Here is a 25,996-nt window from a genome sequence, read left to right as displayed (position 1 = left end):
GGTCGTTCGAGCCGACAGTCGTCGGTAAGCCTGCGTTTGCGACTCAACCGGATAAGGTTGCAAAAGCTAGATTTTGAGTCTGCGTCTAAGTCGCGAGCAGGCGTAGAGTCGGTAGGCTGAACAGGGACGCCTGTCCATCAGCTTGAATTAGGGCAGGCGCGGGATCAGCCGCCCGTGGTTCCGGGTTCCAGCTATAATTGCCGATTTGCCAATCCCTTAACGGTCCCCAGGTCATGTCCAAGGCCACCCAGAAAATCGGTTTTGTCAGCCTCGGCTGCCCCAAGGCGCTGGTCGATTCGGAGCGCATCCTTACCCAGCTGAAGGTCGAGGGGTATGAGATCGTGCCTACTTACGGCGCGGCTGATGCGGTGGTGGTGAATACCTGCGGCTTTATCGATGCGGCCGTGCAGGAGTCGCTGGATGCCATTGGCGAGGCGCTGCATGAGAACGGCAAGGTGATTGTGACCGGCTGCCTGGGTAAGCGTTCGGAGCTGATCCGTGAGGCTTATCCGGACGTGCTCGCGATTACCGGGCCGCAGGATTACAGCAGCGTGATGAATGCAGTGCATTCGGCGTTGCCGCCCAAGCGCAATCGGCTGTTGGACATCATTCCGGATACGGGCATCAAGCTCACGCCCAAGCATTATGCGTATCTGAAGATTTCCGAGGGCTGCAATCATCGCTGCAGTTTCTGCATCATTCCGTCGATGCGCGGTGATCTGGTTTCGCGTCCAGTCGACGAGGTACTGATCGAAGCCGAAAAGCTGGCGAAGGGCGGCGTAAAGGAATTGCTGGTGATCTCACAAGACACCAGCGCTTATGGCGTGGATATCAAATACGCCGAACGCACCTGGCGCGAGAAGAGTTACCGCACGCGCATGACTGAGCTGTGCGAAGGCTTGTCTGAACTTGGCGTGTGGACACGTCTGCATTACGTGTATCCGTACCCGCATGTGGACGAGATCATGCCACTGATGGCGGAAGGGAAGATCCTTCCGTATCTCGATATTCCGTTCCAGCACGCCAGCCCGCGCATCCTCAAGCTCATGAAGCGTCCGGGCAATATCGACAAGACGCTGGAGCGCATTCAGAACTGGCGCAAGCTGGTGCCGGATCTCACCTTGCGCAGCACCTTTATCGTCGGTTTTCCGGGCGAGACGGATGCGGAGTTCGAAGAGTTGCTCGACTTCCTGCGTGAAGCCGAACTGGATCGTGTGGGCGCCTTTACCTATTCACCGGTGGACGGTGCAAAGGCCAATGAGCTACCCGACCCGGTTTCTGAGGAATTGAAGGAAGATCGCCTGGAGCAGTTCATGGCGGTGCAGGCGGAAATCTCCGCCGCCAAACTGCAGCGCAAGATCGGCCGCACGATCAAGGTGCTGGTTGATGAAGCCGGTGTTGATGGCGCGGTGGCGCGTTCGGCCGCTGATGCGCCAGAGATCGATGGCGTGGTGCGCATTGCCAATGGACAGGCTCTGAAGCCGGGCCAGTTCGTCGACGTGGTGGTGGAAGCAGCCGACGAACACGATCTGCACGCCAGCCTGGTCAACTGATCCGGCGTGACATGCGCTACGTCGCGCCCGCTCGTGAAAATGTCGATGCTGCCGTGTTTGGCTATGCGCCGTTGTGTGAGTGGCTTGAATACGGTGAATGGCTGTACGGTTCAGGTTGGCCTTCCATCGACGATCTCAATGCACGCTGGTCGCAAGGGGCCAACGAGCGCTTTGTGGCGCAGACGCGAGAATTGCTCGAAGACGGGCTGCATTACGAAGAGCGTATTGCTGAGCGCAGTTTGATCGCGACACGCGAAGAAAACTGGCACGACTTGTTCAACGCCATGATCTGGTTGCGCTATCCGTCGCTGAAGCGTGCACTGAACCGGCAGCAAGTGGCAGATATCGTGCGTTTGGGACCACGTCAGCGTTCGCGGCCACAGTGTGCGCAGACGCATTTTGACGAAGCTGGCGTGATTGCTGTTTTGCGTGATCCTGATCTGATAGATCTATGGAATGCGCATGATTGGTATGGCCTGTTCTGGCGTCATCGCAGCGCGTGGAACGATGGATTGATCTCCGTGGAAGTATTTGGCCACGCCTTGCTGGAACATGCTCTGGCGCCCGGCAAGCTCCTGGTGGGCAAGGCTTTGGCGGTACATGCTCCGGGGAAGGCGTGTCGCCAGGAAATCATCGAGCAATGTGCCGAGGCTATCTCGGCAGGGCGGCTGCTGCGCGATCCACAGGAACTGCGCCCTTTGCCGCTGTCGGGTATTCCAGGCTGGCATCCAGGCAGCGATAGCGAGGCCTTCCATCTGACCGCCGAGTGTTATCAGCCCCTGCGCGAAGGCCGGTACTATCCGACGCTGTTACCAATCACTTGAGTGGTCGCTCGATAGCGATGTTGGCTGCGCGATCGAAGTGCAGCAGGGGCAAAGATGACGGGGATGATGTTTGCCGATATCGCACTCAGGACTTCGGCTGAATGTTTGAGACGATGGTCTTCAACAGATTCTCGAACGCCTGTACTTTTGCTGTCAGCTGATTTTGCGCAACCTCGTGCTGGGTCGCTAAATTGTCCAGATGGGGCGTGAAAAGATCCGAGATCTTGCGCAAGGTGAGGGCGGCTTCGTCCAGTTTGCTCCAATCGTCGTGGCCATTGGCCACAGCAAGGCAGTCTGCGTAGAACTCCGCCACAAAGGGCGGCATATCCTTGGCGGAGTCTTTGGCGCCGATGTCGCCTGCCGCGGTGTGGTGGCGGTGGCCTTTGTGCAGGAAAGCATCAATATCGGATGCTGTCGCATCCTCGCCGCGTGGCCACGCTAGTTGCAGCTCGCTGGTGACGCGGTGCAGGGTGCCACGCCAGTCATCGAGCAATTGATCGTAGGTGATCAGTGAACGTTTGCACTGACGGGTCGCCAGCATGGCTTCCATCATGTAGTGCGCCCACAGCAGGAAGATCGGCTCGCGCGGCCATTTTTCGCGCGCCTGCAGTGAATCGGCCACTTCCCTGGGGTCGCGCACTACGAACAAACACTGCACCTCGAAGCCAGCGGCTTCGAACGCCTCGATCCACAGCGGTGCGGTCAGGCACATGCGTGGATCTTTGATCGCCACCAGCGGCTGACCGACGAATTCTTTTTGAATAATGCCCTTGATGCGCTCAAGCGCTTCCCGGCCGGCGGCTTGTTGCTGCCAATCCGCAGGCAGACGCCGAATGTCGAACCAGGTGTGCCCGAATGCCAGCAGCATATCGTGATCGACATGGACGGCTTCGAAGTGCTCCCAGAAGCCTTCCGAGTTGCCATGTCCAGGCAGCAGGATGTTTTTACCGATATTGGCGCCAAGCAGATTGACGACGCGCGTGACAGCGGACGTTCCGCTGCGATGCATACCCAGGATGAGCAATGCCCTGGGACGTTGTGGATGGGCTGACATTTACGGAACCGCTTCCCCGTGCGAGGCGCCAACGTGTAAGTTTCGAGACAGAAACGTGTCGAAACGGGGTTGGTTGACACCCGGCGAAGGGTTCGCGCAAGAAACGGATGGGTGGGTGCGGGAAGCGGAGCGGTGCTTATTCGGGGTATTCGACGGCAATCACGGCGAAACGGGTCCGCCCGCTGGGCAGTTCGGCCTCGAACTCGTCGTCCAGCTTTTTCTTCATCACGGCGAGGGCCAGCGGGGAGTCGATGCTGATCCAGCCGCGTTTGGCGTCCGTTTCGTCTGGACCGACGATGCGATAGCGCAGCGTGTCGCCGCTGTCGATATTTTCCAGCTCGATCACGGCGCCGAAAAACACTGTCCCGCGATCGGAGGGCGCGCCTTCGGCCACCTTCAACGAGGGAATGCGCTTGCTGAGGTAGCGCACGCGACGATCGATCTCGCCAAGTTGCTTCTTGCGATAGGTGTACTCCGCGTTCTCCGAGCGGTCGCCTTCAGCCGCGGCGGCGGCGAGTGCTTTCACCACTTCCGGGCGCAGTGTGTGCCACAGGTGGTCCAGCTCACTCTTGAGCTTTTCGAAGCCCTCGCGCGTGATGATGGCGGTGGAGCGTGGAGCGGGTGGACGCCAGCGGGTCATGGTGATGCGAGAGGCCGTTTGCTGCGAAATGAATGAGATTTCGGTGTGGGACGAGAGACGTGTCGGGACGTTGGCGCGAAAGGTGTCGTCCGGTGACGCATTGTAGCGGCGCCGAAAGAAGTTGTTTGAGTCTGGCCGCGCTGCCCGTTATGGTTGCGCCTTCATTGCAGGTGTATTGCCGATATGCTGAATCGTCCCGCTGCCCGATCCCTTCGTCTGGTTCTGATAGCCGCGGGGCTTGCGCAATTGGCGGCGTGCGCGTCGGGGAGCAAGGCGGCCAAGCCCGAGCCGGCTTCAGTCAATGCACTCTATAGCCAGCTCGACCAGGCCAGCCAGAATTACGAGACGGCGCTGCAGCAGACTCGCGCTGGCGATATGCAGGCGGCTCAGAAAACCCTGGATGGTGCACTTGATCAGCTCAAGGACGCGTCGGCGCGTTGCGGCAACACGCCGGGTTGCGATCCGCAGCGCTTCTTCTCGGTGTTTGATCACCTGCTGCGCTTGAAGGATGGCAGCTTTATTGGTGACGAAACGCCAGGCGAAGGTGAAGAAGATACCGGCGAGACATCCTCCGTTCCCGTGGCAGCCGGGCAGGCAGGCGCTGCTGGCAGCGTGCCCGAGGTTCAGCGCAGCGTGACCTTGCTGCGCGGCCACCAGCTGTCCGAGCTGATAGCGATGAACGGACCGGTCAAAGCCGCACTGGAGATGTGGTTGACGCAATGGCGCGGCAACCTGATGGACGCGTACGTGAACTATCAATACCTGCGCCAGGAGATGTGGCCGAAGTACCAGCAGGAAGGACTGCCCGAGGCGCTGCTGTTCGGCATCCTGGCCAAGGAGTCGGGCGGCAAGGTCCACGCTGTGTCGCGTTCCGGCGCGGCGGGCCCGCTGCAATTCATGTATGCCACCGGTTTGCGTTTTGGCCTGAGCGATCAGGATGGTTTTGACACCCGCTTCGATCCCTCCGAATCGGCGCGCGCCAACGCCGAATACATGGACGAACAGCTGAAGGTGTTCAACGACAACCTCGAACTCACCCTGGCCGCCTACAACGGCGGAGAAGGGCGCATGAAGCGTCTGGTCGGCGATGACACGTCGGTGAGCTTCTACGATCCGCGCATCTACGGCCAGGTCTCGCAGGAAACGCGCGATTACGTGCCGTCTGTGCTGGCGGCCGCGTGGTTGTTCCTGCATCCGGACAGCTACAACCTGCGCTTCCCGAAAGTCGATGGCTTGACCAGCACCGTTACGTTGAAGCGTACGGCGTCAATTTCCGAGCTGACAGTTTGCCTGGGATCGGCCAACGACATGCCTGACGGCTGGTTCCGCACCCTGCGCAATCTCAATCCGAAGCTCGATCCGCAACAGGAACAGCCTGTCGGCACAGCGCTGCAGGTGCCCAAATCGCTGGAACAGGTGTATGCGGTGCGTTGCGTCAACGGCCCCTGGCCGATTCTCGCGGCAGACTTGCATAACGCTGTGGTGCCGGTATTCCCCGATCCGCCGCCGGCTGCGGTCGATCCCGTGGTGCGCTACACCGTCCGGCGTGGCGATACGCTCGGCAGCATTGTGCGCAACCACGTCAGTTGTTCGAGCGAAACCCAGGTGGCGCGCATGAACAACCTCAAGTTCAATCATGTGAAGGTTGGGCAGGTGCTGAAGCTGCCGAGCTGCCGTTAGCGATGTCGCCGCGTTGGGTCAGCGAGACCCAACGTGGGTTGCGAGGACGAGAGACGAGCAGCGAGGGTGCTCCCCTAATAGCCGGCCGCCTGGAGCCCGCTACAAAGTCGCCTCGTCAAGTACCGTTCCTTCTGTGAGGAGGAGGTCTGGGCGTTGACGCCCTCGCTACTCGTTTCTCGTCCCTGCGGTCGTGTCGAGACGCAAGTCTGGGGCTGCTGTTACGCCGCGGCTCCGGAACGCATCCACTGCGTCGTGGCATCTGCCGGCTCACTGCCGGCATCGCGCAGTTCGCGCAATACGCGCAGCAACTGGCGATGCTGTGGTTGCAGGCTGGTATGCGGGGTTTCCTTGGTTTCGTGATAGGCCACGGCGAGCCATAGCGCGATGCCACGCAGGGCAACTTCGGGGTTTTCCGATTGCGCGCGGCTGAAGCCGATTTCCGTGCCCTGGCCCCATGGTGCGTAGCGCTGGTCCGGCGCGGTGCTGTACAGGTGGGGGAATTCGCACTTGGAGGCTTGGCCGATTTCCCGCAGCGTCATGATGGCCAGACGCGAACGCGTGCGTGCGGGCAACGAAGCGATGCTGCGTTCAATCTGCTGGAACTGGCGCTGCAACTGCCGGGCGCGAGTCATCGCGATCAGGCGGGTGACGATCTGCATAAGACCCCTCGTTGGACAGTGCCGCACGACTGCGCGGGTTAGGCGCGGAGGATAGCGGCCCGTCCAAGACGGTTGCGCCGAAAACGTCACAAAATGACGATGTGCGTCAGAGTTCGGCGCTCTGGGCTAAGCGAAGAAGCTGCTTTGACGAACTAAGTGTGATGCAGTTCACCTAATCGCTGTCCAACTTTGATCGCCTGCTGCGGTATCAAGTCATCCAGATCTGCGGTGCCTTCGGGCAGCAGCATGATCACGGTGGAGCCCATGTTGAAGCGCGCCATCTCGCTGAAGCGTTCCAGCGAGATGTTTTGTCCTGTAAACGACTTGCGGCGAATCGATGGTGCATAGGGTGGAATCACCAATCCATCCCACACGGTCGCCACCGAGGACACCAGGATCGCACCCACCATGACGACGGCGAACGGCCCGCGTTCGCTGTCGAAGTGACAGACCAATCGCTCGTTGCGCGCGAACAGACGCGGGATCGCCTCCACCGCAAACGGAGCCACGCTGAAGATCCGGCCCGGTATATGCACCGTTTCCTTCAGCTCGCCGCGCAGGGGCATGTGCACACGGTGGTAGTCGCGTGGCGAGAGGTAGATGGTGACGAAACGGCCATTGCGATACGGCGTGGCGGCGGCTTCGTCACCCAGTAATTCGGCGGCGGTGTAGGACTGGCCTTTGGCCTGGAATATGCGTCCGTCGACGATAGGGCCCGCTTGGCTGATGCGTCCATCTGCCGGCGAAAGCAAGGCGGCGGGAGACAGATCCGCACGGCGGGCATCAGGGCGCAGCTTGCGTGTGAAGAACGCATTGAAGTGTGGGTAGGCGAACGGATCGGGTTGTGCAGCTTCGGTCATGTCGACCTGGTAGCGGCGCACGATCTGGCCGATGAGGAAGTTCTTCCACGGCGTAAGTGTCCAGCGTGTAGCCCAGTAGACCACGCGTGACAACGCCCGATGGGGAAGGATGTATTGCAGGAATACCTTGAAAGTCATCAGGCAAGTATAAGGAAAAGGAAGCGATTCTCGGATGGGGGCTGAGATCGCCTCCGGGGAGGCAATATGCAACAACGAATGACCCCGGCCATCGCGCTGGCCGCGCTTGACCAGGCCAGGAAGACATCGGTCGGCATTTTCAGGCACGGCACGCTGGAGGTGGAGGTGTTCCAGCCGGTCAGCATCGACCGGCAAACGCCGCATCGTCGCGACGAGCTGTGCATGGTGATTTCCGGCAAAGGCTACTTTGTGTGCGGAGACACCCGTCAGCCGTTCGGCCCCGGCGAGCTGTTGTTCGTGCCCGCTGGCACGCCGCACCACTTCGAGGACTTCAGCAAGGACTTCAGCGCCTGGGTGATGTACTACGGACCGAGCGGGGGCGAGGCGGCCTGAAGGGCCGGCGACGTGCGGCAAATGCATGAATCAACGTGAGGCTAATGACGAGCAGTCGCTATACTTCACAGCCCCTAAGCCGGACCGTGCCTACGTGACTGCCGAACTCACCTCGATCATCGACTTTATCCGCTACGGTGCCAGCCGCTTCTCCGCTGCCGGGCTGACCTTCGGCCACAGCCACGACAACCCGATCGATGAAGCGACTCACCTGGTGCTGGCCAGCCTGCACCTGCCGCCGGACATTCCGCCGGCTTACGGCGCCGGCAAGCTCACCGCCGAAGAGCGCTTGCGCGTGATCAACCTGATCGAGCGGCGCATCAACGAGCGTCTGCCAGTTGCCTATCTGGTGGGTGAAACCTGGTTTGCCGGGCTGAAGTTCAAGAGTGACCGCCGTGCGCTGGTGCCGCGTTCGCCGATCGCCGAATTGATCGAATCCGGGTTCACGCCCTGGCTGGATGGACGCCATGTCGAGCGCGCGCTGGATCTGTGCACCGGTTCCGGCTGCATCGGCATCGCCATCGCCGAGTACAACCCGCACTGGCAGGTCGATATCGTTGATATCAGCGACGACGCCTTGTCACTGGCGCGCGAGAACGTGGCTTTCCAACACGTGGGCGATCGCGTGGACGCCATCAAATCTGATCTGTTTGGTGGGCTGAAAGGGCGTAAGTACGACCTGATCGTCTCCAATCCGCCCTACGTCACCGAAGACGAATACGCCGCGCTGCCGGGCGAATACAGCCACGAGCCCAAGCTCGGTCTGACCTCGGGCGAGGACGGCCTCGACATCTGCTTGCGCATTCTTGACGAAGCGGCGGATTACCTGACGGAAGACGGCCTGCTGATCGTCGAAGTGGGTGAGAGCGAGCACGCACTCAATGCCTTGCTGCCGGAAGTGCCGTTTGTGTGGATCGAGTTCAAGGTCGGCCAGATGGGCGTGTTTGCGCTGGAGCGGCGGGAGCTGGTGGAGCATGCAGCGATCATTCGCGAGACGGCTGCCGCTCGGCGTTGATGTGAACTCGCAGGGAAGCTTCTGACCTTTCCGAATGCTTCCACTCCGTCGTCCCGGTGAAGGCCGGGACCCAGCGTCTTTAAACTCTTCACTGGGGAGCTTTTCGGTAAACCCAAAGTCACTGGGTCCCGGCCTGCGCCGGGATGACGGGATGCGGTTTGAGGTTTATTCGGAATATTGAGGTTTATTGGGAATAGTTGATGGAACTGACCACGACACGGCTGCGTTTGGACGCACTTCGCGAAAACGACGCCGATATGCTTTTCCACTATCGCTCCGATCCTGAGGTGGCGCGCTACCAAGGCTGGCGCCCGGTTTCGCGCGACGAGGCCTCCGACTTCATCGCATCCCAGGAGCGAGCCTCGCTCGACATTCCCGATAGCTGGCTGCAGTTCGCCATTCGCCTGTCCACCGATGGCACGTTGATCGGTGATCTCGGTCTGCATATCCCGGCCGAGGCAGATGGCTCGTATGAGTTCGGCATCACCATCGCCCCCGTTCATCAGGGTAACGGTTATGCGCGTGAAGCGGTGCAGGCCTTGTTGACCTGGTTGTTCCTCACGCTGGATGCACGTCGCGTGCATGCCTCGATCGACCCTCGCAATCTGGCCAGTGCAGCGTTGCTGCGTTCGCTGGGCATGCGCCAGGAAGCGCATTTTCGGGAGAGTCTGAAAGTGGGTGATGAATGGGTGGATGACGTGATCTTCGCGCTGCTGGCCCGCGAATGGGCTTTGACTGACACTGGCCGTTAAGCGGTTGCTGCGGCGCAGAACGTTCAAGCGTGGCAAGATGGGAAATCTGGCGCTGTCAGCGCTCAGTCCTCTCTTATCGCTATCGGTTCTATCGTGTCCAGCAACTCCACCGGCAAGCTCTTCACTGTCACCACCTTCGGCGAAAGCCACGGTCCGGCCATCGGTTGCGTGATCGACGGCTGCCCACCGGGCCTGCCGATCGATGCGGAAGCGTTCCGCACTGACCTCGAACGCCGGGCCACGGGGCGCAGCCGTCATACCTCGCAGCGCCGTGAGGCCGATGAGGTCGAAATCTTGTCCGGCGTGTATCAGGGCCTTACGACAGGTACGCCGATCGCGCTGTTGATCCGCAACACCGACCAGCGCAGCAAGGATTACGGCGATATCGCCGAGACCTTTCGTCCGGGCCATGCCGATTACACCTACTGGCAGAAATACGGTATCCGCGATCCGCGTGGTGGCGGACGCTCCTCCGCGCGTGAGACCACCATGCGCGTAGCGGCGGCGGTCATCGCGAAGAAATGGCTGGCCGAGCGTTATGGCGTGCGCGTGCGTGGCTACCTGGCTCAGCTGGGCGAGATCGTGCCGCAAGGTTTCGATTGGAATGCCGTCGAGCAGAACCCGTTCTTCTGGCCTCACGAAGCCCAGGTGCCGGAGCTGGAGAAATACATGGACACGCTGCGCAAGTCTGGTAATTCAGTCGGTGCACGCGTGAACGTCGAGGCGGAGGGCGTGCCGCCGGGTTGGGGTGAGCCCATCTATGGCAAGCTCGATGGCGATCTCGCGGCGGCTCTGATGTCGATCAATGCCGTCAAGGGCGTGGAAATCGGTGACGGTTTTGCTGCGGTCGCCCAGCATGGTAGCGAGCATCGCGATGAAATGCAGATGGACGGCTTTACGTCCAATCATGCCGGTGGCATTCTCGGTGGCATCAGCACGGGGCAGGTGGTGCGCGCGTCGATCGCGCTCAAACCAACGTCGAGCATCCTGATTCCCGGTCACAGCGTGAATCTGGCCGGGCAGCTGGTCGACGTGGTCACCAAGGGGCGTCACGATCCCTGCGTCGGTATCCGTGCCACGCCCATCGCGGAAGCGATGATGGCGCTGGTGCTGATGGATCACGCCTTGCGCCACCGTGCGCAGTGTGGCGACGTTGGCGAAATAAAACCGCGTATTACCTGATCGGAGTATTTTTCCAGCTGGCAGACTACGTATTCACATATCCCGGCGAGCTTTCCTGTTTCCTCGCGGAAATGACGGCCAGTTAAGACGTAAGCAGTCCCGTTTTTCGATCTAGTCATGATGACCAAACAACTAAGCGTCTGGGTTTCGCGCCCTCTATTTCCAGAGGTGCTGGCCAGTCTGGCCCAGTACGTCGACGTGCGCGTGGAAACCAAAGAGACCAAGCGAACACCAGAGCAATTGCACGCCAAGCTCGCCGATGTCGATGGCGTCATCGTTGGTTTGTCCGATCGCATCGATGCGGCGGTGTTGGCGGGCAATCGCCGCCTGCGCGTGATCGCGAACCTGGGCGTCGGCTACAACAATCTGGATATTCCTGCGCTCACCTCAGCAGGCATCATCGCAACCAACACGCCGGACGTGCTGACCCAGACCACTGCTGATTACGCCTGGGCCTTGATGCTTGCCGCCGCACGCCGGGTCAGCAGTGCCGAGCGCTGGTTGCGTGCGGGACGCTGGCGTGGCGGCATGCGCTTTGATGATTGGCTTGGCGTCGATGTTCACGGCAAGACGCTGGGCATCCTCGGTATGGGCCGCATCGGGCAGGCGGTGGCACGTCGCGCCAGCGGTTTCGACATGCCGGTGATCTATCACAATCGTTCGCGGCTGCCTGAAGCCGTTGAGCGCGAATGTCGCGCCACCTGGGTGGACAAAGCCGAGCTATTGCGGCGTGCCGATCACCTGATCCTGGTGTTGCCGTACAGCGCGGAGAACCATCATGCGATCGGTTCTGCTGAGCTGGCGCAGATGAAGCGAACGGCCGTATTGGTGAATATTGCCCGCGGCGGCATCGTGGATGACGCCGCGCTGGCGGTAGCGTTGCGCGAAGGCCAGCTGGCCGCGGCGGGATTGGATGTATTCGAGGGCGAGCCGGTGGTTAATCCGGCCCTGCGCGAACTCGAGAACGCCGTGCTCAGCCCGCATATTGCCAGCGCCAGCGCCGACACGCGCCGCGCGATGGCTCAGCTCGCTGCTGATAATCTGCTGGCCGCGCTGGGGTATGGACCTCATGCCGGCCATCCTCCTTCATGGCTGAATCCTGAAGTAGCGAAGCGGGCATGATGGTGAAACGTGACCGGCCTCACGTCGAGAAGGCCGAGCTGTGTCGTTTGCAAGCCGCGCAGGCTAGATTGCCCCGTTCGGGGTTTCGGAGCCAGTACGGAGACATCCCCAACCCCCTGACAAGTGACCCGAGATGAGCAAGAAGAGTAGTTACAAGGTAGCCATGGTGGGCGCGACTGGCGCCGTGGGCGAGACCCTGCTGGGCATTCTTGCCGAGCGCGAATTCCCCGTCAGCGAGCTGGTGCCGCTGGCCAGCGAACGTTCCGCTGGTGGACATGTGGCGTTCGGCGGCAAACAGATCACCGTGAAAAACCTGGCCGACTACGACTTCAGCGGCGTGGACATCGCTTTCTTCTCGGCCGGTGGCTCGGTAAGCCGCGAGCATGCACCGCGCGCTGCGGCAGCGGGTGCGGTGGTGATCGATAACACCTCCGAATTCCGCTATCAGGACGACATCCCGCTGGTGGTCAGCGAAGTGAATCCGCACGCCATCGCGCAGTACACCACGCGAGGCATCATCGCCAATCCCAACTGCTCCACCATGCAGATGCTGGTGGCGCTGGCGCCGATCCATCGCGCTGTGGGCATCGAGCGCATCAACGTCGCCACCTATCAATCGGTGTCCGGCGCCGGCCGTTCGGGTATGGAAGAACTGGGCAAGCAGACCGCCGCATTGCTCAACTTCCAGGACGTGGAAAAGAGCAAATTCCCCAAGCAGATCGCCTTCAACGTCATTCCGCATATCGACGAATTCCAGGCCAATGGCTACACCAAAGAAGAAATGAAAATGGTGTGGGAGACGCGCAAAATCCTGGAAGACGAGTCGATCCAAGTGAATCCCACCGCCGTGCGCGTGCCGGTGTTCTACGGCCATGCCGAAGCCGTGCATATCGAAACCCGCGACAAGATCACCGCCGAGCAGGCGCGCGAGTTGCTCGAAAATGCCGACGGCGTGGTGGTGCAGGACGAGTGCAAGCCGGGCGGCTATCCCACGCCGGTGGGCGATGCGGCCGGGCAGGATCCGGTTTTCGTGGGCCGCATCCGCGAGGATATTTCGCACGACCGCGGTCTGGATCTGTGGATCGTGGCTGACAACATCCGCAAAGGCGCGGCGCTGAATGCCGTGCAGATTGCGGAACTGCTGATCGAGGATTACCTGTAATGCAATGCCGTGCGCTGGTTCTTATCGCTTGCCTGTTGCCTTTGGCCGTCGTCTGGGCCGATCCGCCGTCCTCCGGATCGACCAGCTCGCCAGCGGTGACGCACCTGAACCAGCGCATCGCCCAGCACCAGGCCGAAGTCGACCACCTGCAGCAGGATGTCGGCCAGCAGGAATCGACCAGTCGCCAGGCTGCTGAGCGCTTGCAACAACAGGACCGTACCATCGCCCAACTGCGCGAGCAGCTGAAAGCCGCGCAGCAGGCGGCCAAGGCACCTGCGGTCGGGCATTGATGGCCGTCACGCCGGGCAAAAAAATCGCCCATGGAGAGGGCTGACAGGCAATTCTGGTATTGTTGATTGATGGTTATCTAACTAAAGTGACGCCTTCTCAGAGAAAGTTGCCGCAAGCTGCGGTAGTCTTTAGGTAAAGCGTCCGGGTTGTCTCGGGGGAGCACGCGATGAATCGTTCGTTGAAGCTGTCGATACTGATGGCGCTTGCGCTGGGCAGTACTCAGGCGGCAGCCGTAGAACTGGGCCAGGCCCATGTGAAATCGGTATTGGGCCAGCCGTTGTTGGTGGAGATCCCGGTCACGCAGGCCAGCCCGGCCGAGCTGCAAAGCTTGAGCGCCCAGTTGGCCCCCAATGATGCCTTTGCCAAGGTGGGTGGCGAGCGGCCGGCCATCCCGTTGCAATTCACCGTGGCAGACGAAGGCGGCCACAAGATTATCCGCGTCACCAGCAGTGCGCCGGTGGACGATCCCTATCTTGACCTGTTGGTCGAAGTCACCAGCACCACCGGCAGCAGCGTGCGCGAGTTCGCCATCCTGCTCGACCCCGCTAACAAGGTAGCGCAGAGCGCGACGAGCAGCGCCCCAGCTCGCCGTCGCACGCCGGCCAGTACTCCGGCCTCCGCCGAATCTGCGCCGGCTCCTCGTCAGACTGCGGCTGCACCCGTTCAACGGGCTGCGATCAGCAACGGCCAGTTCGGCCCGGTAGAAAAGGGCGCCACGCTTTCGCATATCGCCACGCAAACCGCGCCAGCTGGTGTCGATACCAACCAGATGATGTTGGCCCTGAAGGCAGCCAATCCGGATGCCTTTTATCGCGACAATATCAACGCTCTCAAAGCAGGCGTCGTACTGCGCGTTCCCTCGCGTGACGATGCCCTGACGACCGCGGCAGCCGCGGCGTTGGCTGCCGTGCGCCAGCAGAACAGTGATTGGCGCAACGGCACCAGCGCTCCGATTGCCGTTGCAACGGGCGGTACGCGTTCCAACGCGTCGGTAGCACCTACCCAGACCAGCAATGCCGACAAGCTCGCCTTGGTGCCGGCGTCTGGTGAAGGCCAGTCGGCTGGTGGCACAAACGGCAAGGGCAACGCTGCGATTCGCCAGGAACTGCAGCGCAGCCAGGAAACACTCGCCTCGCTGCAGCAACAGGGCGACGAGTTGAAGTCGCGCCTGAAGGACCTGGAAGACATCAACGGCAAGAACCAGCGCCTGCTGTCCCTCAAGGACAACGAAATCGCTGATCTGCAAAAGCAGCTTGCCGATGCGCGCAAGGCGGCGGGTATGCCAGCTGCGCCGGTCGCAGCAACTCCCGCTCCGGCAGCACCACCAGTACCGGTTGTACAGCCGGCTGCCACAGCCTCTACCCATTCGGCCGCGACGACCCAGGCTCTTGCGGCCAAGCCAGCCGCCAATCCTGCGTCCGGCGCTTCGGCCCCGGTGGCTGCAGCGCCTGTCACTGCGCCGGCCAAGCCGAAGCCGGTGGTGCACCCGCCACTGCATCGTGCTCCGGCGCCAGCTGCAGCCGAGCAGCCCTGGTATATGCAGACCTGGGCACTGGCCGCGGGCGGTGGCGTGATCGTGCTTCTTCTGCTGGGCTTGCTGGCCCGCCGTGGCAAGTCGGGCAGCAAGCCGGCCAAGTCCAAAGCCGCTGCACCTAGCAACAGGGGATCGCTGGCGGATCATTTCGGCACGGTCGACGCAGACAATTTCGACGACGTTTCGCACGGTTCCGATCCCGACCAGGATGAGCTGCTGGATCAACTCGCCGAACATCCGGACGACATCGCGTCGCACCTGGAACTGGTCAGCCTGTACTACACCCGCCGCGATGTGGAGCACTTCGAAGCCGCTGCGGAAGCCATGCATGCCCATATCACTGCCGCTGACCAGCCGGAATGGCAGGATGTCATGCACATGGGGCAGGATCTGGCACCGGGCCATCCGCTGTTCGCAGAGGCCGCGATTCCGACGTCGACCCACGACGAACAATCGCCGCTGCACCGCTTCGATCTGGACAGCTACGCCGGCGACAAGACAGCAACCCCTGATCTGGCATCGGCCAAGCAGGCACCGCCGCCGCTGCCGCCGTCCAAGGTTAGCGAGTACCACTTTGACTTCGACCTGACGCCGCATCATGCGGACATCTTGGGCAGTCAGGCTCCAGCACCGAAGCATGAGGAAGAATCCCTCTCCACCTGGAAATTCGACGAGCCGGCGGAAACCGCTCACGAAGCGGCGCACGAGACTGCTCATTCCGCTGTCCAGGAAGAGGACTTCGGCGAACTGCATGACGATCCGATCGACACCAAGCTCGATCTGGCCCGTGCTTATCTCGACATGGGTGACCCGGACGGGGCACGCGCCATGCTGGAAGAGGTGATGCATGAAGGCAGCCAGATACAGAAGGACATGGCGCAAACCTTGATGGCCAAGGTTCGCTGACGGCTATCGCCTTCGCGTAGACACGATCGGGCCGGCCATGCCGGCCCGTTTTTTTTGCGGGCCATGCCACCTGTTACCCTTATCCGCTTCGCAGTTTCATTGAACGCCATGCGCATCGCCCTGGGCATCGAATACGACGGCACCGACTTCCTTGGCTGGCAACGGCTCAGCCATGGCAACACTGTGCAAGGAAACCTGGAGCGCGCACTCTCGTTCGTCGCCGCTGAACCGGTAGAGGTCACGTGCGCTGGCCGTACCGATGCGGGCGTGCATGGACGCTGCCAAGTCGTGCATTTCGACACTGAGGTGCAGCGTGACATGCGTGGCTGGGTGCTGGGTACGTGTTCGAATCTGCCCATCAGCGTGGCCGTACTGTGGGCGCAGCCCGTTGCCGAAGACTTCCATGCGCGCTTCTCTGCGCGTAGCCGGCGCTACCGCTACACCATTCTCAATCGCCATGTGCGTCCTGCGCTGGATGCGCGCTATGTCACCTGGGAGCGTCATCCGCTCGATGCCAGATGCATGCACGAAGCGGCGCAGGTATTGATCGGCGAACACGATTTCAGCGCATTCCGCGCCGTGTCCTGTCAGGCTGCTCACGCGCGGCGCGAAGTAAAGGCGTTGAAGGTCTGGCGCGACGATGATCATGTCATCATCGAGATCGAAGCCAATGCCTTCCTGCATCATATGGTGCGTAACATCGTCGGTTCGCTGCTGCCGGTCGGCCGTGGCGAGCAGCCGGTAGACTGGGTGAAAGCCTTGTTGGAAGGACGCAATCGCGAAGTGGCAGGTCCCACTGCCGCGGCATCCGGGCTGACCTTTATCGGTCCACGTTATGAACGGCACTGGCAGTTGCCAGCAGAGGTGAGCGAATGACCCGTATTAAATGCTGCGGCATGACCCGCGTCGAAGACGCCTTGCTTGCTGCGCAACTCGGCGCCGATGCCATTGGCGTGGTGATGACCGCGCACAGCAAGCGACAGGTTTCACTGGCGCAGGCCAAGGCCATCGTTGACGCCATGCCGCCATTCGTCACCACGGTGGCACTGTGCATGGACGATGATGCCGGCTTCGTACAGGAAGTCATCGATGTCGTGCACCCCTCGCTGCTGCAATTCCACGGTACGGAAAGCGACGAATGGTGCAAACAGTTCGGCCATCCTTATCTGAAAGCGATCGCGATGGGCGAAGGCGCTGCAGCGCTCTATCAATTGCGGGATCATCCGCACGCGGCGGGTTTGTTGCTCGATGGCCACGGCCTGGGCGAGCCTGGTGGCAGCGGCAAAAGCTTCGACTGGTCGCTGATGCCGCGTGATCTGAAACAGCCCTTGATCCTGGCCGGTGGACTGACGGCAGCGAATGTCGCCGAGGCGATTCGTATTGCGCAGCCGTGGGCCGTGGATGTGTCAAGCGGCATTGAATCCGCACCAGGCATCAAGGACCCCATCAAGCTACGCGATTTCATCGCGGCGGTTCGCGCTGCTGCGTGAAGGAACGCGCTTTGCGCGTTTCCGGGTTCATAGCAGGCCACACGTCTGCCCGTGACATCAACGCTTGGCGTAGCCATGTGGCCAGCTCATCGATGCGGCTGTCATGCAGGCGGCGAGGTGTTGCCAATATCCAGCTTGCATCGGTTTGTACAAAGCCCCACGGCGCAAGCAGGCGACCTGCTTCGATGTCATCTTGCACGAGTTGCGCTGGCGCAATCGCCACACCGAGTCCGGCCACGGCAGCTTCGAGCAGGTAGAACAATCGCGTGAACCCTTGGCCATAGCGCAATGCGTCCAAGGGCAAGCCGTTGGCATTTGCCCACGTAGGCCATGCCTGCCGGCGCGAGCTGGTGTGCAATAAGGCTTCATCACGCAACGCAGGCAACCCGCGTTCCAACAATGGCTTGAGGCCCGCGTAGCCAGGGCTGACCACTGGCCCGATGCGTTCCGGCGCCAGCTCATGGATTTGCCAGCCGGCCGGCCAGGGCGGTGTGGCGATGGCCAGGGCAGCGTCAGGTTGAGCATGCGAAGGGTTGAGCGGATCTTCTTCCGGCGACAGATGCAGCCGTAGCGCTGGCAGATCACGTTCCAGCCGCTCCAGGCGTGGAATCATCCAGCGGGCAAGCAGGCTGCTGGGGCAGCCGAGTACGAAGGGTGACTCGCTACGTTGACGGCGCAGTTCAGCCCAGCCATCACGCAACTGATCGAAGGCCCCAGCAACGCGATCACGCAATTGCTCGCCAGTCGCTGTCAGGGCTATGCCACGCCCAAGACGGGTGAATAACGGTTGATCCAGCGCCTCTTCCAGTACCCGTAACTGGCGGCTGATGGCGCCGTGAGTGACGTGCAGTTCTTCAGCGGCACGGCTGACGCTACCCAATCGGGCGGTGGCCTCAAAGGCGCGAAGGGCGTTTAGTGAGGGCAGGTCGCGGCTCAAGCGTCTTGTGAGTTTTTCTGACAAGTTATGGCGATCATATCGCTTTTTTGATCGCCCGAATCGCGCTATTTTGGCCCTCTGGCGACGAGTGATTGCCAGTGATCTTGGCTGTCTTCACAGGATTTTTGACTAATGCCCACGATCCAGGATTTCCAGAACTGGCCGGATGCCCACGGACGTTTTGGCGATTTCGGCGGCCAGTACGTTGCCGAAACCCTGATGGCGCCCCTGGCTGAGCTGACCGAGGCTTACCTGCGCTTGCGCGAGGATCCGGCGTTCCTGGCCGAGCTGGACCGGGACCTCACCCATTACGTGGGTCGCCCCAGCCCGATCTATCACGCCGAGGGCCTGTCCAAGCACGTCGGCGGGGCACGCATCCTGCTCAAGCGAGAGGATCTGAATCACACCGGCGCCCACAAGATCAACAACACCATCGGCCAGGCACTCGTGGCCAGGCGCATGGGCAAGCCGCGCGTGATCGCGGAAACCGGCGCGGGTCAGCATGGTGTGGCGAGCGCCACGGTGGCGGCGCGGTTCGGACTCAAATGCGTGGTGTACATGGGCGCGGTCGATATCGAGCGCCAAAAGATCAACGTGTACCGCATGAAGCTGCTTGGCGCCGAAGTCGTGCCGGTAACTTCCGGCTCCAAGACGCTGAAGGATGCGCTGAACGAAGCGATGCGCGACTGGGTGACCAACGTCGCCGATACCTTCTACATCATCGGTACCGTCGCCGGCCCGCATCCGTATCCGATGATGGTGCGTGATTTCAACGCCATCGTCGGGCGTGAAGCGCGTGCGCAGATGCTGCAGCAATACGGGCGTCTGCCGGATGTGCTGACGGCGTGCGTCGGCGGCGGTTCCAACGCTATCGGCTTGTTCCATGCGTTCCTCAACGATCGCGAAGTGCGCATGGTGGGCGCCGAAGCAGCGGGCGAGGGCATCGCCACGGGGCATCACGCCGCATCGCTGGCTGCGGGACGGCCGGGCGTACTACATGGCAATCGCACCTACGTGCTATGCGACGACAACGGCCAGATCACCGAGACGCATTCTGTCTCCGCGGGGCTCGATTACCCGGGCGTCGGTCCCGAGCACGCTTTCCTGAAAGATGCAGGTCGCGCCGAATACGTCGGTGTCACCGATGACGAAGCTTTGGAGGCGTTCCATCTGCTGGCGCGTACCGAAGGCATCCTCGCTGCGCTCGAATCGAGCCATGCGGTGGCACAGGCGATGAAGCTGGCGCGTGAACTGCCGAAGGACGGCATCGTGCTTTGCAATCTTTCCGGCCGCGGCGACAAGGACGTGCACACGATAGCCGCACGCGAAGGAGTCCAGGTATGAGCCGCATCGACCGCCGTTTTGCTGCACTGAAAGCTGCCGGCCGTACCGGACTGATTCCGTTTGTCACGGCAGGCGATCCTGCGCCAGCGCACACCGTGGCGCTGATGCATGCGCTGGTTGAAGCCGGTGCGGATGTGATCGAACTGGGTGTACCGTTTTCCGATCCGATGGCTGATGGTCCGGTAATCCAGCACGCCAGCGAGCGTGCGATTGCCAAAGGCGTCGGTCTGGCCGACGTGCTGGCCTGGGTCTCCACCTTCCGCGAGCGGGATAACGACACACCGGTGGTGCTGATGGGTTACCTCAATCCGGTGGAGATTCACGGCTACGAGCGCTTCGCTACGGAGTCTGTTGCCGCCGGTGTGGATGGCGTGCTCCTGGTCGATTGCCCGCTGGAAGAAGCCGATGTGCTCGCGCCTTTGCGCGCAGCAGGCCTGCAGCAAATCCTGCTGGCAGCGCCAACCACCGCACCCGAGCGTATGGTGAAGTTGTGCGAAGCGGCGGAGGGTTTCCTGTACTATGTATCGTTCGCCGGCATTACCGGCGCAGGACGCTTGAGTACACAGGACATCGCCGCACGTGTGGCGACCATCCGGGCTCAAGCCAAAGCGCCAGTGGCTGTCGGATTTGGTGTCAAGGATGCGCAGAGCGCGAAAGCCATTGCCGGATTTGCCGATGCGGTTGTGATCGGCAGTGCATTGGTCGAGCGGCTTGATGGCGCGGAAAGTGCGCAGGACATCGCGGCGCGGGCTGGAGATTTTCTTCGTCCCATCCGTGAGGCGCTCGACGAAGCGTGATGACTCGCTCTCCCTTTGAGGGGGTAAGGGTGAGGCGCCAGGGTTCGCAAAAAACTAACCGTGGAACGGCTCGGGATCTTCGCTGTCCCAGAGTCGGATCGAGGCCGGGTCATCCTCGCCCTTTATCTTTTCGGTACAAGCTCCATAAAGGAGTTGGCCCGATACGGCAAAGGGACGCGTGAAGGTTCGCCAGACCAGGCGCGCCAAACAGGCGGCGCTTGTTTCCAGATTGAGGCGTATGCAATGAATTGGCTGCAAAAAATCATGTCCCCCCGCGCACGGACGCCAGGTGCCCCGGCCGGCAAGGGCAAGGTACCCGAAGGTGTGTGGGAGAAATGCGCGGGCTGCGGTGCGGTGCTGTACCGCCCGGAGCTGGAACGCAACCTGATGGTATGCCCCAAGTGCAGCCATCATCACGCCATCGGCGCTCGCGAGCGCTTGCTGGCGCTGTTGGATGAAGGTACGACGCAGGAATATTGGGCCAATATGGAGCCCACCGATCCGCTGAAATTCCGCGACTCCAAGAAATACCGCGACCGCATCACCGCCGCGCAAAAGAACACCGGCGAAAAAGACGCGCTGATCGCAATGAGTGGCAAGCTCAAGGACCAGCCGCTGATGGCCGTGGCGTTCGAGTTCTCCTACATGGGCGGCTCGATGGGTTCGGTAGTCGGCGAGAAATTCACCCGTGCCGCGGAACGCGCCCTGGCCGAGCGCAGTGCATTGGTGTGCTTCTCTGCCAGCGGTGGTGCACGCATGCAGGAGGCACTGTTCTCGCTGATGCAGATGGCCAAGACATCCGCCGCATTGGCGCGTCTACGCGAAGCCGGTGTGCCATATATCAGCGTGCTCACCGATCCCACCACCGGTGGCGTGTCGGCAAGTCTGGCCATGCTGGGTGACATCAATGTCGCCGAGCCGAAAGCGCAAATCGGCTTTGCCGGTCGTCGCGTGATCGAGCAGACCGTGCGCGAAACATTGCCGGAAGGCTTCCAGACTTCCGAGTTTCTGCTTGAACACGGCGCCATCGACATGATCGTCGACCGTCGCCAGATGCGCGACAAGCTGGCTGATGTGTTGAACATCCTTCGCAAGGTGCCGCGCGCTGCCTGAGCGTGTCGCATTGAACGTGATGCAAAAAATGCCGCCTTCGGGCGGCATTTTTTGTGCTCGGGTTTCTACACACACCGAAGCATCTCACACTGGCCTCACCGTCATTCCGGCGAAGGCCGGAATCCATGTCCAAGATGATGCGTGGATTCCGGCCTTCGCCGGAATGACAGTAAAGCAAGAGGCGCCGTTGGTGGAGATGTGTAGATCTCGATACGCGAGAAGAGAGGAGAAAAGTGCAGCGCGTTTTCCACAACAAATGTGGATGCCTTCGGGAAAAGCCTGTGGACAACCCCCATACCCAACTTTGCGATCAAGCACTTGGCACGCAGTGATGAAAGGTTGCGCAGAAAGTGCGCGTAGTTTTCCACAGCGATTGTGGAAAGTATCCGGTAGAGCCTGTGGATAGATGCGCTATGTCGTTGAGTGCAAAGCATGTGAGTACGGCGTGGTGAATGATTGATCAGTGCAATAAATGATCAATCATGCGAGCCGTTGCAATGCACCGTTACGAAACTTGGCAACACGCACGCCGCTTTTTCCACAGCAACTGTGGAAAGCCTCCGGTAAAGCTTGTGGATAGATGTGCTATGTCGTTGAACGCAAAGCGTATGCGCACAGCGTGATGAGTGAGTGATCAGCGCAAGCAGTGATCAACGCAGCGCTGATGCATCAAACAAGCAATTGCGGCGCACTGTGTACCAGCCACAGCGACAGCGTGCCGAGGCCACTGCCAACGGCGATCGCGGCGAGCACGTCGCTAGGGTAGTGCAAGCCGAGAATCACGCGTGATGCGGCAACCAGCGCGGTGAATGTCAGCAGCAGCGGTGCCAGCACCGGATACCAGGCCAGCGCGACGATGGTGAAACCCACGGCCTGCAAGGTATGCCCGGAAGGAAAACTGAATTCATCCAGCGGCGGCACATGTGCGATCACGCCGGGACAGGTGCGGAATGGACGCGGACGACGTGTCCAGCGCTTGAGGATGCGATACAGCAGCAGCGCCACCAGGCCGGTGATCGCCATGTGTGCGGCGGCTTCCAGGCCGCGGCGGCCATCGACCAAAGCCAGCACCAGCATCAGCGCGTACCAGAAGATGCCATCGCCAAGCCGGCTGATGGCACCGAAGAACAAACCGACAGCGTGACGTGCGCCCCAGCGATTGGCGGCGATGCACATGCGCCGATCGAACGCAAGGCGCGGCAGTGCAACCTGGTCAGGCAGGTGCGATGGTGACATGGCGCTCATGCACGTTCTCCTCGACCAGTTGGCTTAGTTGACTTTCGAATTCGCGGATCACCGCTTCCGGTGAGAGCCGTTCCACACTCGCCACGGCGGCGTGACCCATGTGGCGGATCAGGTCGATGTCGCTGGCCAGCGTCACGGTGGCGGCGGTGAATGCCTGAGCGTTGCCGGAATCGATGCGGAAGCCGTTGACGCCGTCGGCCAGATGCTCGCGCGCCGCGCCCTCGTTGTAAGCCACCACCGGCAGACCGGAAGACAGCGCTTCCAGGATCACATTGCCGAAGGTTTCGCTGAGGCTCGGGAAGGGGAACAGATCGGCACTAGCGTAATGCGCCGCCAGGGATTCATCGCGCTTCATGCCTGCAAAAATGAAATCCGGATGCGCCGCCTGCAGCCCCGCGCGGGCCGGGCCATCGCCCACCCACACGTAGCGAGCGTTCGGCGCTTTCTGCTGGATGGCGCGGAACGTTGATACCGCCAGATCCAGATTTTTTTCCGGTGCGATGCGACCCACATACAACACGACCGGAGTGTTGGCATCGACACCCCAGGTTTCGCGCAGAGACGGGTCGCGTTTCGATGGGCTGAACAGCTTGGTGTCCACCGCGCGTCGCAGCAGCCGCGCATGATCTACGCCCATCGCGGCAAGTTCCGCAGCGAGCGCATCGGTGGGCACCAGGGTGATATTGGCGCGGCAGTGAAAGCGGCGCAGATAACCATGCACCACCGGAGTGAGAAAGCCGACGCCGTAATGATTGGCATAGGTGTCGAACCGGGTATGGAAGCCGGTGGCGACGGGGATGCCAAGCCGAACGGCTGTCTTCACCGCGGAACGGCCCAACGGGCCCTCGGTCGCCACGTAAATGGCATCCGGGCGCTTCTCTGTCCAGCGCTTTCGCAATGTGCGCGGTGCTGGCAGCCCGAAGCGCAGGCCGGGATAGCGGGGAAGGGCGGCGCCGCGCGTCTCCAGGGTATGGAAACCGGGCTCGTCCGTATAGCTGGCGTTTTGACGAGGACGAATAAGGTCGATCTCGTGGCCGCGAGCGGCCAGACCAGTCGCCAGACCATGGACGGTGAGGGCAACACCGTTGATCTCAGGCGGATACGTCTCGCTGATGATGCCGATACGCATGGCGCATCCTCGTCTTGTACGGCGATAGCTTGCGCTGGCGTGATTTCGTACAGGTGGCGGTCACGTGACAAGGTGGTTACGTGTATGACGAAATGCGGAAATGTTGTCTCGAAGAGAACACTCAATTGGGCTAGATTCGCCGGACAAGCTCTTTGTCCCTGAATCAGGAGACCGTTCATGAAACGTTTGTTGCTTGCTCTAGCGTTGGTAACCAGCACTGGCTACGTACTGGCTGCCGATGCACCGGCCCTGCCGGTCACCAAGGCCACGGCCGGGGCGGAGGTCTACATCATCTCACCGCAAGATGGCGCTACCGTTTCCCAGACCTTCACCGTCCGTTTCGGGCTGAAGGGCATGGGTGTTGCGCCGGCGGGCGTGGTCCACGAGAACACCGGACACCATCACCTGCTGGTGGACGTCAAAGTACTACCCGTGGCTGGCCAGCCCATTCCGAAGGACGAACAGCACATCCACTTCGGCGGCGGTCAGACCGAAACCACCTTAAAACTCGCCCCCGGCACGCACACGCTGCAGCTGGAATTGGGCGATTCCAACCACATCCCGTTCGATCCGCCGCTGGTGTCCAAGCCGATTACGGTGCATGTGAAGTAATTACGGAGCGTCATCTAAATCCCCTCTCCCCTTCGGGGAGGGGGAGTAAGGCATCGCGATCGGGTAAAATTTCACGTTTCCCGTCGACTTCTCCGAATCATGACCGTCCGCACCCGCTTCGCTCCCAGCCCCACCGGCTTCCTGCACATCGGCGGCGCCCGCACCGCGCTGTATTGCTGGCTGGAGGCACGTCGCCGCGGCGGTGAGTTCCTGTTGCGCATCGAGGACACCGATCGCGAGCGCTCCACTGATGAAGCGGTGAAAGCCATCCTCGACGCCATGCAATGGCTAGATCTGAGTGCCGATGCGGCACCGATCTACCAGACCCACCGCCTGGCCCGCTACCAGCAAGTGGCCGATGAACTGCTGGCCGCCGGCAAGGCTTACTACGCCTACGAATCCAAGGAAGAGATCGAAGCCATGCGTGAGGCTGCCATGGCGCGTGGCGAAAAGCCTCGCTACAACGGCTACTACCGCGACCGTAACGAGCCGTATCGCGACGATCCCAACCGCGTCATCCGTTTCAAGAACCCGCTGGAAGGCTCGGTGGTGTTCGAAGACAAAGTGAAGGGCAAGGTGGAATGGGCCAATGCCGAGCTGGACGATCTGGTGATCTTCCGCTCCGATGGTTGGCCAACCTACAACTTCGCCGTGGTGGTCGACGATATCGACATGGGCATTACCGAGGTGATTCGCGGCGACGACCACGTCAACAACACCCCGCGCCAGATCAACATCTATCAAGCGCTCGGCGCCAAGGTGCCGGAGTTCGCACACTTGCCGATGATCCTGGACAAGGACGGCAAGAAGCTGTCCAAGCGCACCAACTCCGTCAGCGTGATGGAATACCGCGAAAACGGCTTTCTGCCACACGCCATCCTCAACTACCTCGTACGCCTGGGCTGGTCGCACGGCGATCAGGAAATCTTCTCGCGCGAGGAAATGATCAAGTTGTTCGATGTTGGCGACGTCAACAAGGCGGCCTCGCGCTTCGACACCGAAAAGTTGCTGTGGCTCAACCAGCATTATCTGAAGACCGACGATCCGCAGACGCTGGTGCCTGAATTTGCCTGGCATCTGGCGCGCGCAGGTATCGACACCAGCAAAGGGCCGGCTCCGGCGGATGTGATCGTCGCACTGCGCGATCGCGTGCAAACGCTGAGCGACATGGCTGAGCGCGCAAAGATCTGGTACGGCCCGATCACCGAATGGGATGACAAGGCTGTCGCCAAGCATCTGAAAAACGAAAGCGCCGTATCGGTGCTGCAGGCCGCGCGCGAACTGCTCGTGGGCTGCGAATGGAAGCCCGAGCCGATCCATCAGGTGATCGAGCAAGTGGCCGCCAAGCTGGAACTGGGTATGGGCAAGATCGCCCAGCCGCTGCGCGTGGCGATGACCGGCACGCAGGTGTCGCCGTCGATTGATCACACGATTTATCTGACCGGACGCGACGTGGCGTTAAAGCGCATTGATGACGCCATTGCGCTGGCGCAGGGGTGAGACAGGTTGGGTTAGCGCTGTGCGCATAGCCCAACCGCCCTCACATGTTCAGCAAAGCCGTTGG

At 61.2% G+C, this 25,996-nt stretch carries 25 protein-coding genes; 18 read left to right on the top strand and 7 right to left on the bottom strand.

Translation table 11 applies throughout. The annotated features are described in order from the left end of the window. The first annotated feature begins 233 nt into the window (after window positions 1–233). Window positions 234–1,553 carry a 30S ribosomal protein S12 methylthiotransferase RimO gene (gene rimO, locus ISN74_RS11830; protein WP_188800895.1) on the top strand — a complete coding sequence of 440 codons (1,320 nt, stop codon included), beginning with the start codon at window positions 234–236 and terminating at the stop codon, window positions 1,551–1,553. 11 nt (window positions 1,554–1,564) lie between these two features. After that, complete coding sequence (locus ISN74_RS11825; RefSeq protein WP_188800893.1) at window positions 1,565–2,377, top strand: DUF3025 domain-containing protein; 813 nt, start codon at window positions 1,565–1,567, stop codon at window positions 2,375–2,377. Window positions 2,378–2,462: 85 nt separating this feature from the next. Here the strand turns inward: ISN74_RS11825 and ISN74_RS11820 are convergent, their stop codons facing one another. Both ISN74_RS11820 and greB read right to left on the bottom strand, forming a co-directional pair. After that, window positions 2,463–3,431 carry a sulfotransferase family protein gene (locus tag ISN74_RS11820; protein ID WP_188800891.1) on the bottom strand — a complete coding sequence of 323 codons (969 nt, stop codon included), beginning with the start codon at window positions 3,429–3,431 and terminating at the stop codon, window positions 2,463–2,465. 136 nt (window positions 3,432–3,567) lie between these two features. Beyond that, window positions 3,568–4,071 carry a transcription elongation factor GreB gene (greB, locus tag ISN74_RS11815; protein ID WP_188800889.1) on the bottom strand — a complete coding sequence of 168 codons (504 nt, stop codon included), beginning with the start codon at window positions 4,069–4,071 and terminating at the stop codon, window positions 3,568–3,570. A gap of 183 nt (window positions 4,072–4,254) precedes the next feature. Here greB and ISN74_RS11810 point away from each other — a divergent pair, with 183 nt between their 5' ends. Next, the gene (locus tag ISN74_RS11810) at window positions 4,255–5,751 is read left to right on the top strand and encodes a transglycosylase SLT domain-containing protein (protein ID WP_188800887.1); all 1,497 of its coding nucleotides are present in this window, start codon (window positions 4,255–4,257) and stop codon (window positions 5,749–5,751) included. 218 nt (window positions 5,752–5,969) lie between these two features. Here ISN74_RS11810 and ISN74_RS11805 read toward each other — a convergent pair whose 3' ends face one another. Continuing rightward, complete coding sequence (locus tag ISN74_RS11805) at window positions 5,970–6,410, bottom strand: hypothetical protein (protein WP_188800885.1); 441 nt, start codon at window positions 6,408–6,410, stop codon at window positions 5,970–5,972. A 152-nt stretch (window positions 6,411–6,562) separates the two neighbouring features. Continuing rightward, a complete protein-coding gene (asd, locus tag ISN74_RS11800; protein ID WP_188800882.1) occupies window positions 6,563–7,408 on the bottom strand; it encodes an archaetidylserine decarboxylase in 846 nt (281 codons plus the stop codon). Between the two features lie 66 nt (window positions 7,409–7,474). Between asd and ISN74_RS11795 the strand changes: the two genes are divergently transcribed. The 10 genes from ISN74_RS11795 to ISN74_RS11750 all read left to right on the top strand — a co-directional run bounded on the left by ISN74_RS11795 (window position 7,475) and on the right by ISN74_RS11750 (window position 17,255). Next, complete coding sequence (locus ISN74_RS11795) at window positions 7,475–7,801, top strand: cupin domain-containing protein (RefSeq protein WP_188800881.1); 327 nt, start codon at window positions 7,475–7,477, stop codon at window positions 7,799–7,801. A 94-nt stretch (window positions 7,802–7,895) separates the two neighbouring features. Beyond that, on the top strand, window positions 7,896–8,816 hold the full coding sequence (gene prmB, locus ISN74_RS11790) for a 50S ribosomal protein L3 N(5)-glutamine methyltransferase (protein WP_229679402.1): 921 nt from the start codon (window positions 7,896–7,898) through the stop codon (window positions 8,814–8,816). A gap of 200 nt (window positions 8,817–9,016) precedes the next feature. Further along, window positions 9,017–9,568 (top strand): GNAT family N-acetyltransferase, encoded by a 552-nt coding sequence (locus tag ISN74_RS11785; RefSeq protein ID WP_188800874.1) that lies wholly within the window; start codon window positions 9,017–9,019, stop codon window positions 9,566–9,568. Window positions 9,569–9,661: 93 nt separating this feature from the next. After that, window positions 9,662–10,750: a chorismate synthase gene (gene aroC, locus ISN74_RS11780; protein ID WP_188800873.1), complete on the top strand. Its 1,089-nt coding sequence runs from the start codon at window positions 9,662–9,664 to the stop codon at window positions 10,748–10,750. A gap of 120 nt (window positions 10,751–10,870) precedes the next feature. Beyond that, window positions 10,871–11,872, top strand: coding sequence for a 2-hydroxyacid dehydrogenase (locus ISN74_RS11775; RefSeq protein ID WP_188801207.1), 1,002 nt, complete (start codon window positions 10,871–10,873; stop codon window positions 11,870–11,872). A 133-nt stretch (window positions 11,873–12,005) separates the two neighbouring features. Further along, a complete protein-coding gene (locus tag ISN74_RS11770; RefSeq protein WP_188800871.1) occupies window positions 12,006–13,034 on the top strand; it encodes an aspartate-semialdehyde dehydrogenase in 1,029 nt (342 codons plus the stop codon). Beyond that, the gene (locus tag ISN74_RS11765; protein ID WP_188800868.1) at window positions 13,034–13,324 is read left to right on the top strand and encodes a hypothetical protein; all 291 of its coding nucleotides are present in this window, start codon (window positions 13,034–13,036) and stop codon (window positions 13,322–13,324) included. The genes ISN74_RS11770 and ISN74_RS11765 overlap by 1 nt, the downstream gene beginning before the upstream one ends. A gap of 167 nt (window positions 13,325–13,491) precedes the next feature. Further along, the gene (locus tag ISN74_RS11760) at window positions 13,492–15,765 is read left to right on the top strand and encodes a FimV/HubP family polar landmark protein (RefSeq protein WP_188800866.1); all 2,274 of its coding nucleotides are present in this window, start codon (window positions 13,492–13,494) and stop codon (window positions 15,763–15,765) included. Between the two features lie 108 nt (window positions 15,766–15,873). Continuing rightward, entirely contained in the window at window positions 15,874–16,641 is a 768-nt protein-coding gene (gene truA, locus ISN74_RS11755) for a tRNA pseudouridine(38-40) synthase TruA (RefSeq protein ID WP_188800864.1), read from the top strand. Continuing rightward, complete coding sequence (locus tag ISN74_RS11750; RefSeq protein ID WP_188800862.1) at window positions 16,638–17,255, top strand: phosphoribosylanthranilate isomerase; 618 nt, start codon at window positions 16,638–16,640, stop codon at window positions 17,253–17,255. Before truA ends, ISN74_RS11750 begins: the two co-directional genes overlap by 4 nt. Here the strand turns inward: ISN74_RS11750 and ISN74_RS11745 are convergent. Then, window positions 17,227–18,192, bottom strand: coding sequence for a LysR family transcriptional regulator (locus tag ISN74_RS11745; protein ID WP_188800860.1), 966 nt, complete (start codon window positions 18,190–18,192; stop codon window positions 17,227–17,229). The two genes, ISN74_RS11750 and ISN74_RS11745, sit on opposite strands and share 29 nt — an antisense overlap. Before the next feature lie 132 nt (window positions 18,193–18,324). Between ISN74_RS11745 and trpB the strand changes: the two genes are divergently transcribed. The 3 genes from trpB to accD all read left to right on the top strand — a co-directional run bounded on the left by trpB (window position 18,325) and on the right by accD (window position 21,446). Next, window positions 18,325–19,536 (top strand): tryptophan synthase subunit beta, encoded by a 1,212-nt coding sequence (trpB, locus tag ISN74_RS11740; RefSeq protein WP_188800858.1) that lies wholly within the window; start codon window positions 18,325–18,327, stop codon window positions 19,534–19,536. Then, window positions 19,533–20,333 carry a tryptophan synthase subunit alpha gene (gene trpA, locus ISN74_RS11735; protein WP_188800856.1) on the top strand — a complete coding sequence of 267 codons (801 nt, stop codon included), beginning with the start codon at window positions 19,533–19,535 and terminating at the stop codon, window positions 20,331–20,333. The genes trpB and trpA overlap by 4 nt, the downstream gene beginning before the upstream one ends. A 243-nt stretch (window positions 20,334–20,576) precedes the next feature. Further along, window positions 20,577–21,446, top strand: a complete 870-nt coding sequence (gene accD, locus ISN74_RS11730) for an acetyl-CoA carboxylase, carboxyltransferase subunit beta (protein ID WP_188800855.1) — start codon at window positions 20,577–20,579, stop codon at window positions 21,444–21,446. A gap of 669 nt (window positions 21,447–22,115) precedes the next feature. Here the strand turns inward: accD and ISN74_RS11725 are convergent. Both ISN74_RS11725 and ISN74_RS11720 read right to left on the bottom strand, forming a co-directional pair. Further along, window positions 22,116–22,691, bottom strand: coding sequence for a phosphatase PAP2 family protein (locus tag ISN74_RS11725; protein WP_188800853.1), 576 nt, complete (start codon window positions 22,689–22,691; stop codon window positions 22,116–22,118). Continuing rightward, on the bottom strand, window positions 22,660–23,820 hold the full coding sequence (locus tag ISN74_RS11720; RefSeq protein ID WP_188800851.1) for a glycosyltransferase family 4 protein: 1,161 nt from the start codon (window positions 23,818–23,820) through the stop codon (window positions 22,660–22,662). The genes ISN74_RS11725 and ISN74_RS11720 overlap by 32 nt, the downstream gene beginning before the upstream one ends. 177 nt (window positions 23,821–23,997) lie before the next feature. Here ISN74_RS11720 and ISN74_RS11715 point away from each other — a divergent pair, with 177 nt between their 5' ends. Together ISN74_RS11715 and gltX are read left to right on the top strand one after the other, a co-directional pair. Continuing rightward, window positions 23,998–24,432, top strand: coding sequence for a DUF4399 domain-containing protein (locus ISN74_RS11715; RefSeq protein WP_188800849.1), 435 nt, complete (start codon window positions 23,998–24,000; stop codon window positions 24,430–24,432). A 99-nt stretch (window positions 24,433–24,531) separates the two neighbouring features. Continuing rightward, entirely contained in the window at window positions 24,532–25,932 is a 1,401-nt protein-coding gene (gene gltX / locus ISN74_RS11710) for a glutamate--tRNA ligase (RefSeq protein WP_188800847.1), read from the top strand. The last annotated feature ends 64 nt before the right edge of the window (window positions 25,933–25,996 follow it).

Source organism: Dyella caseinilytica, from assembly GCF_016865235.1.
GTDB classification, from domain to species: domain Bacteria; phylum Pseudomonadota; class Gammaproteobacteria; order Xanthomonadales; family Rhodanobacteraceae; genus Dyella_B; species Dyella_B caseinilytica.
This window is presented reverse-complemented; position numbering and strand designations above follow the sequence as displayed.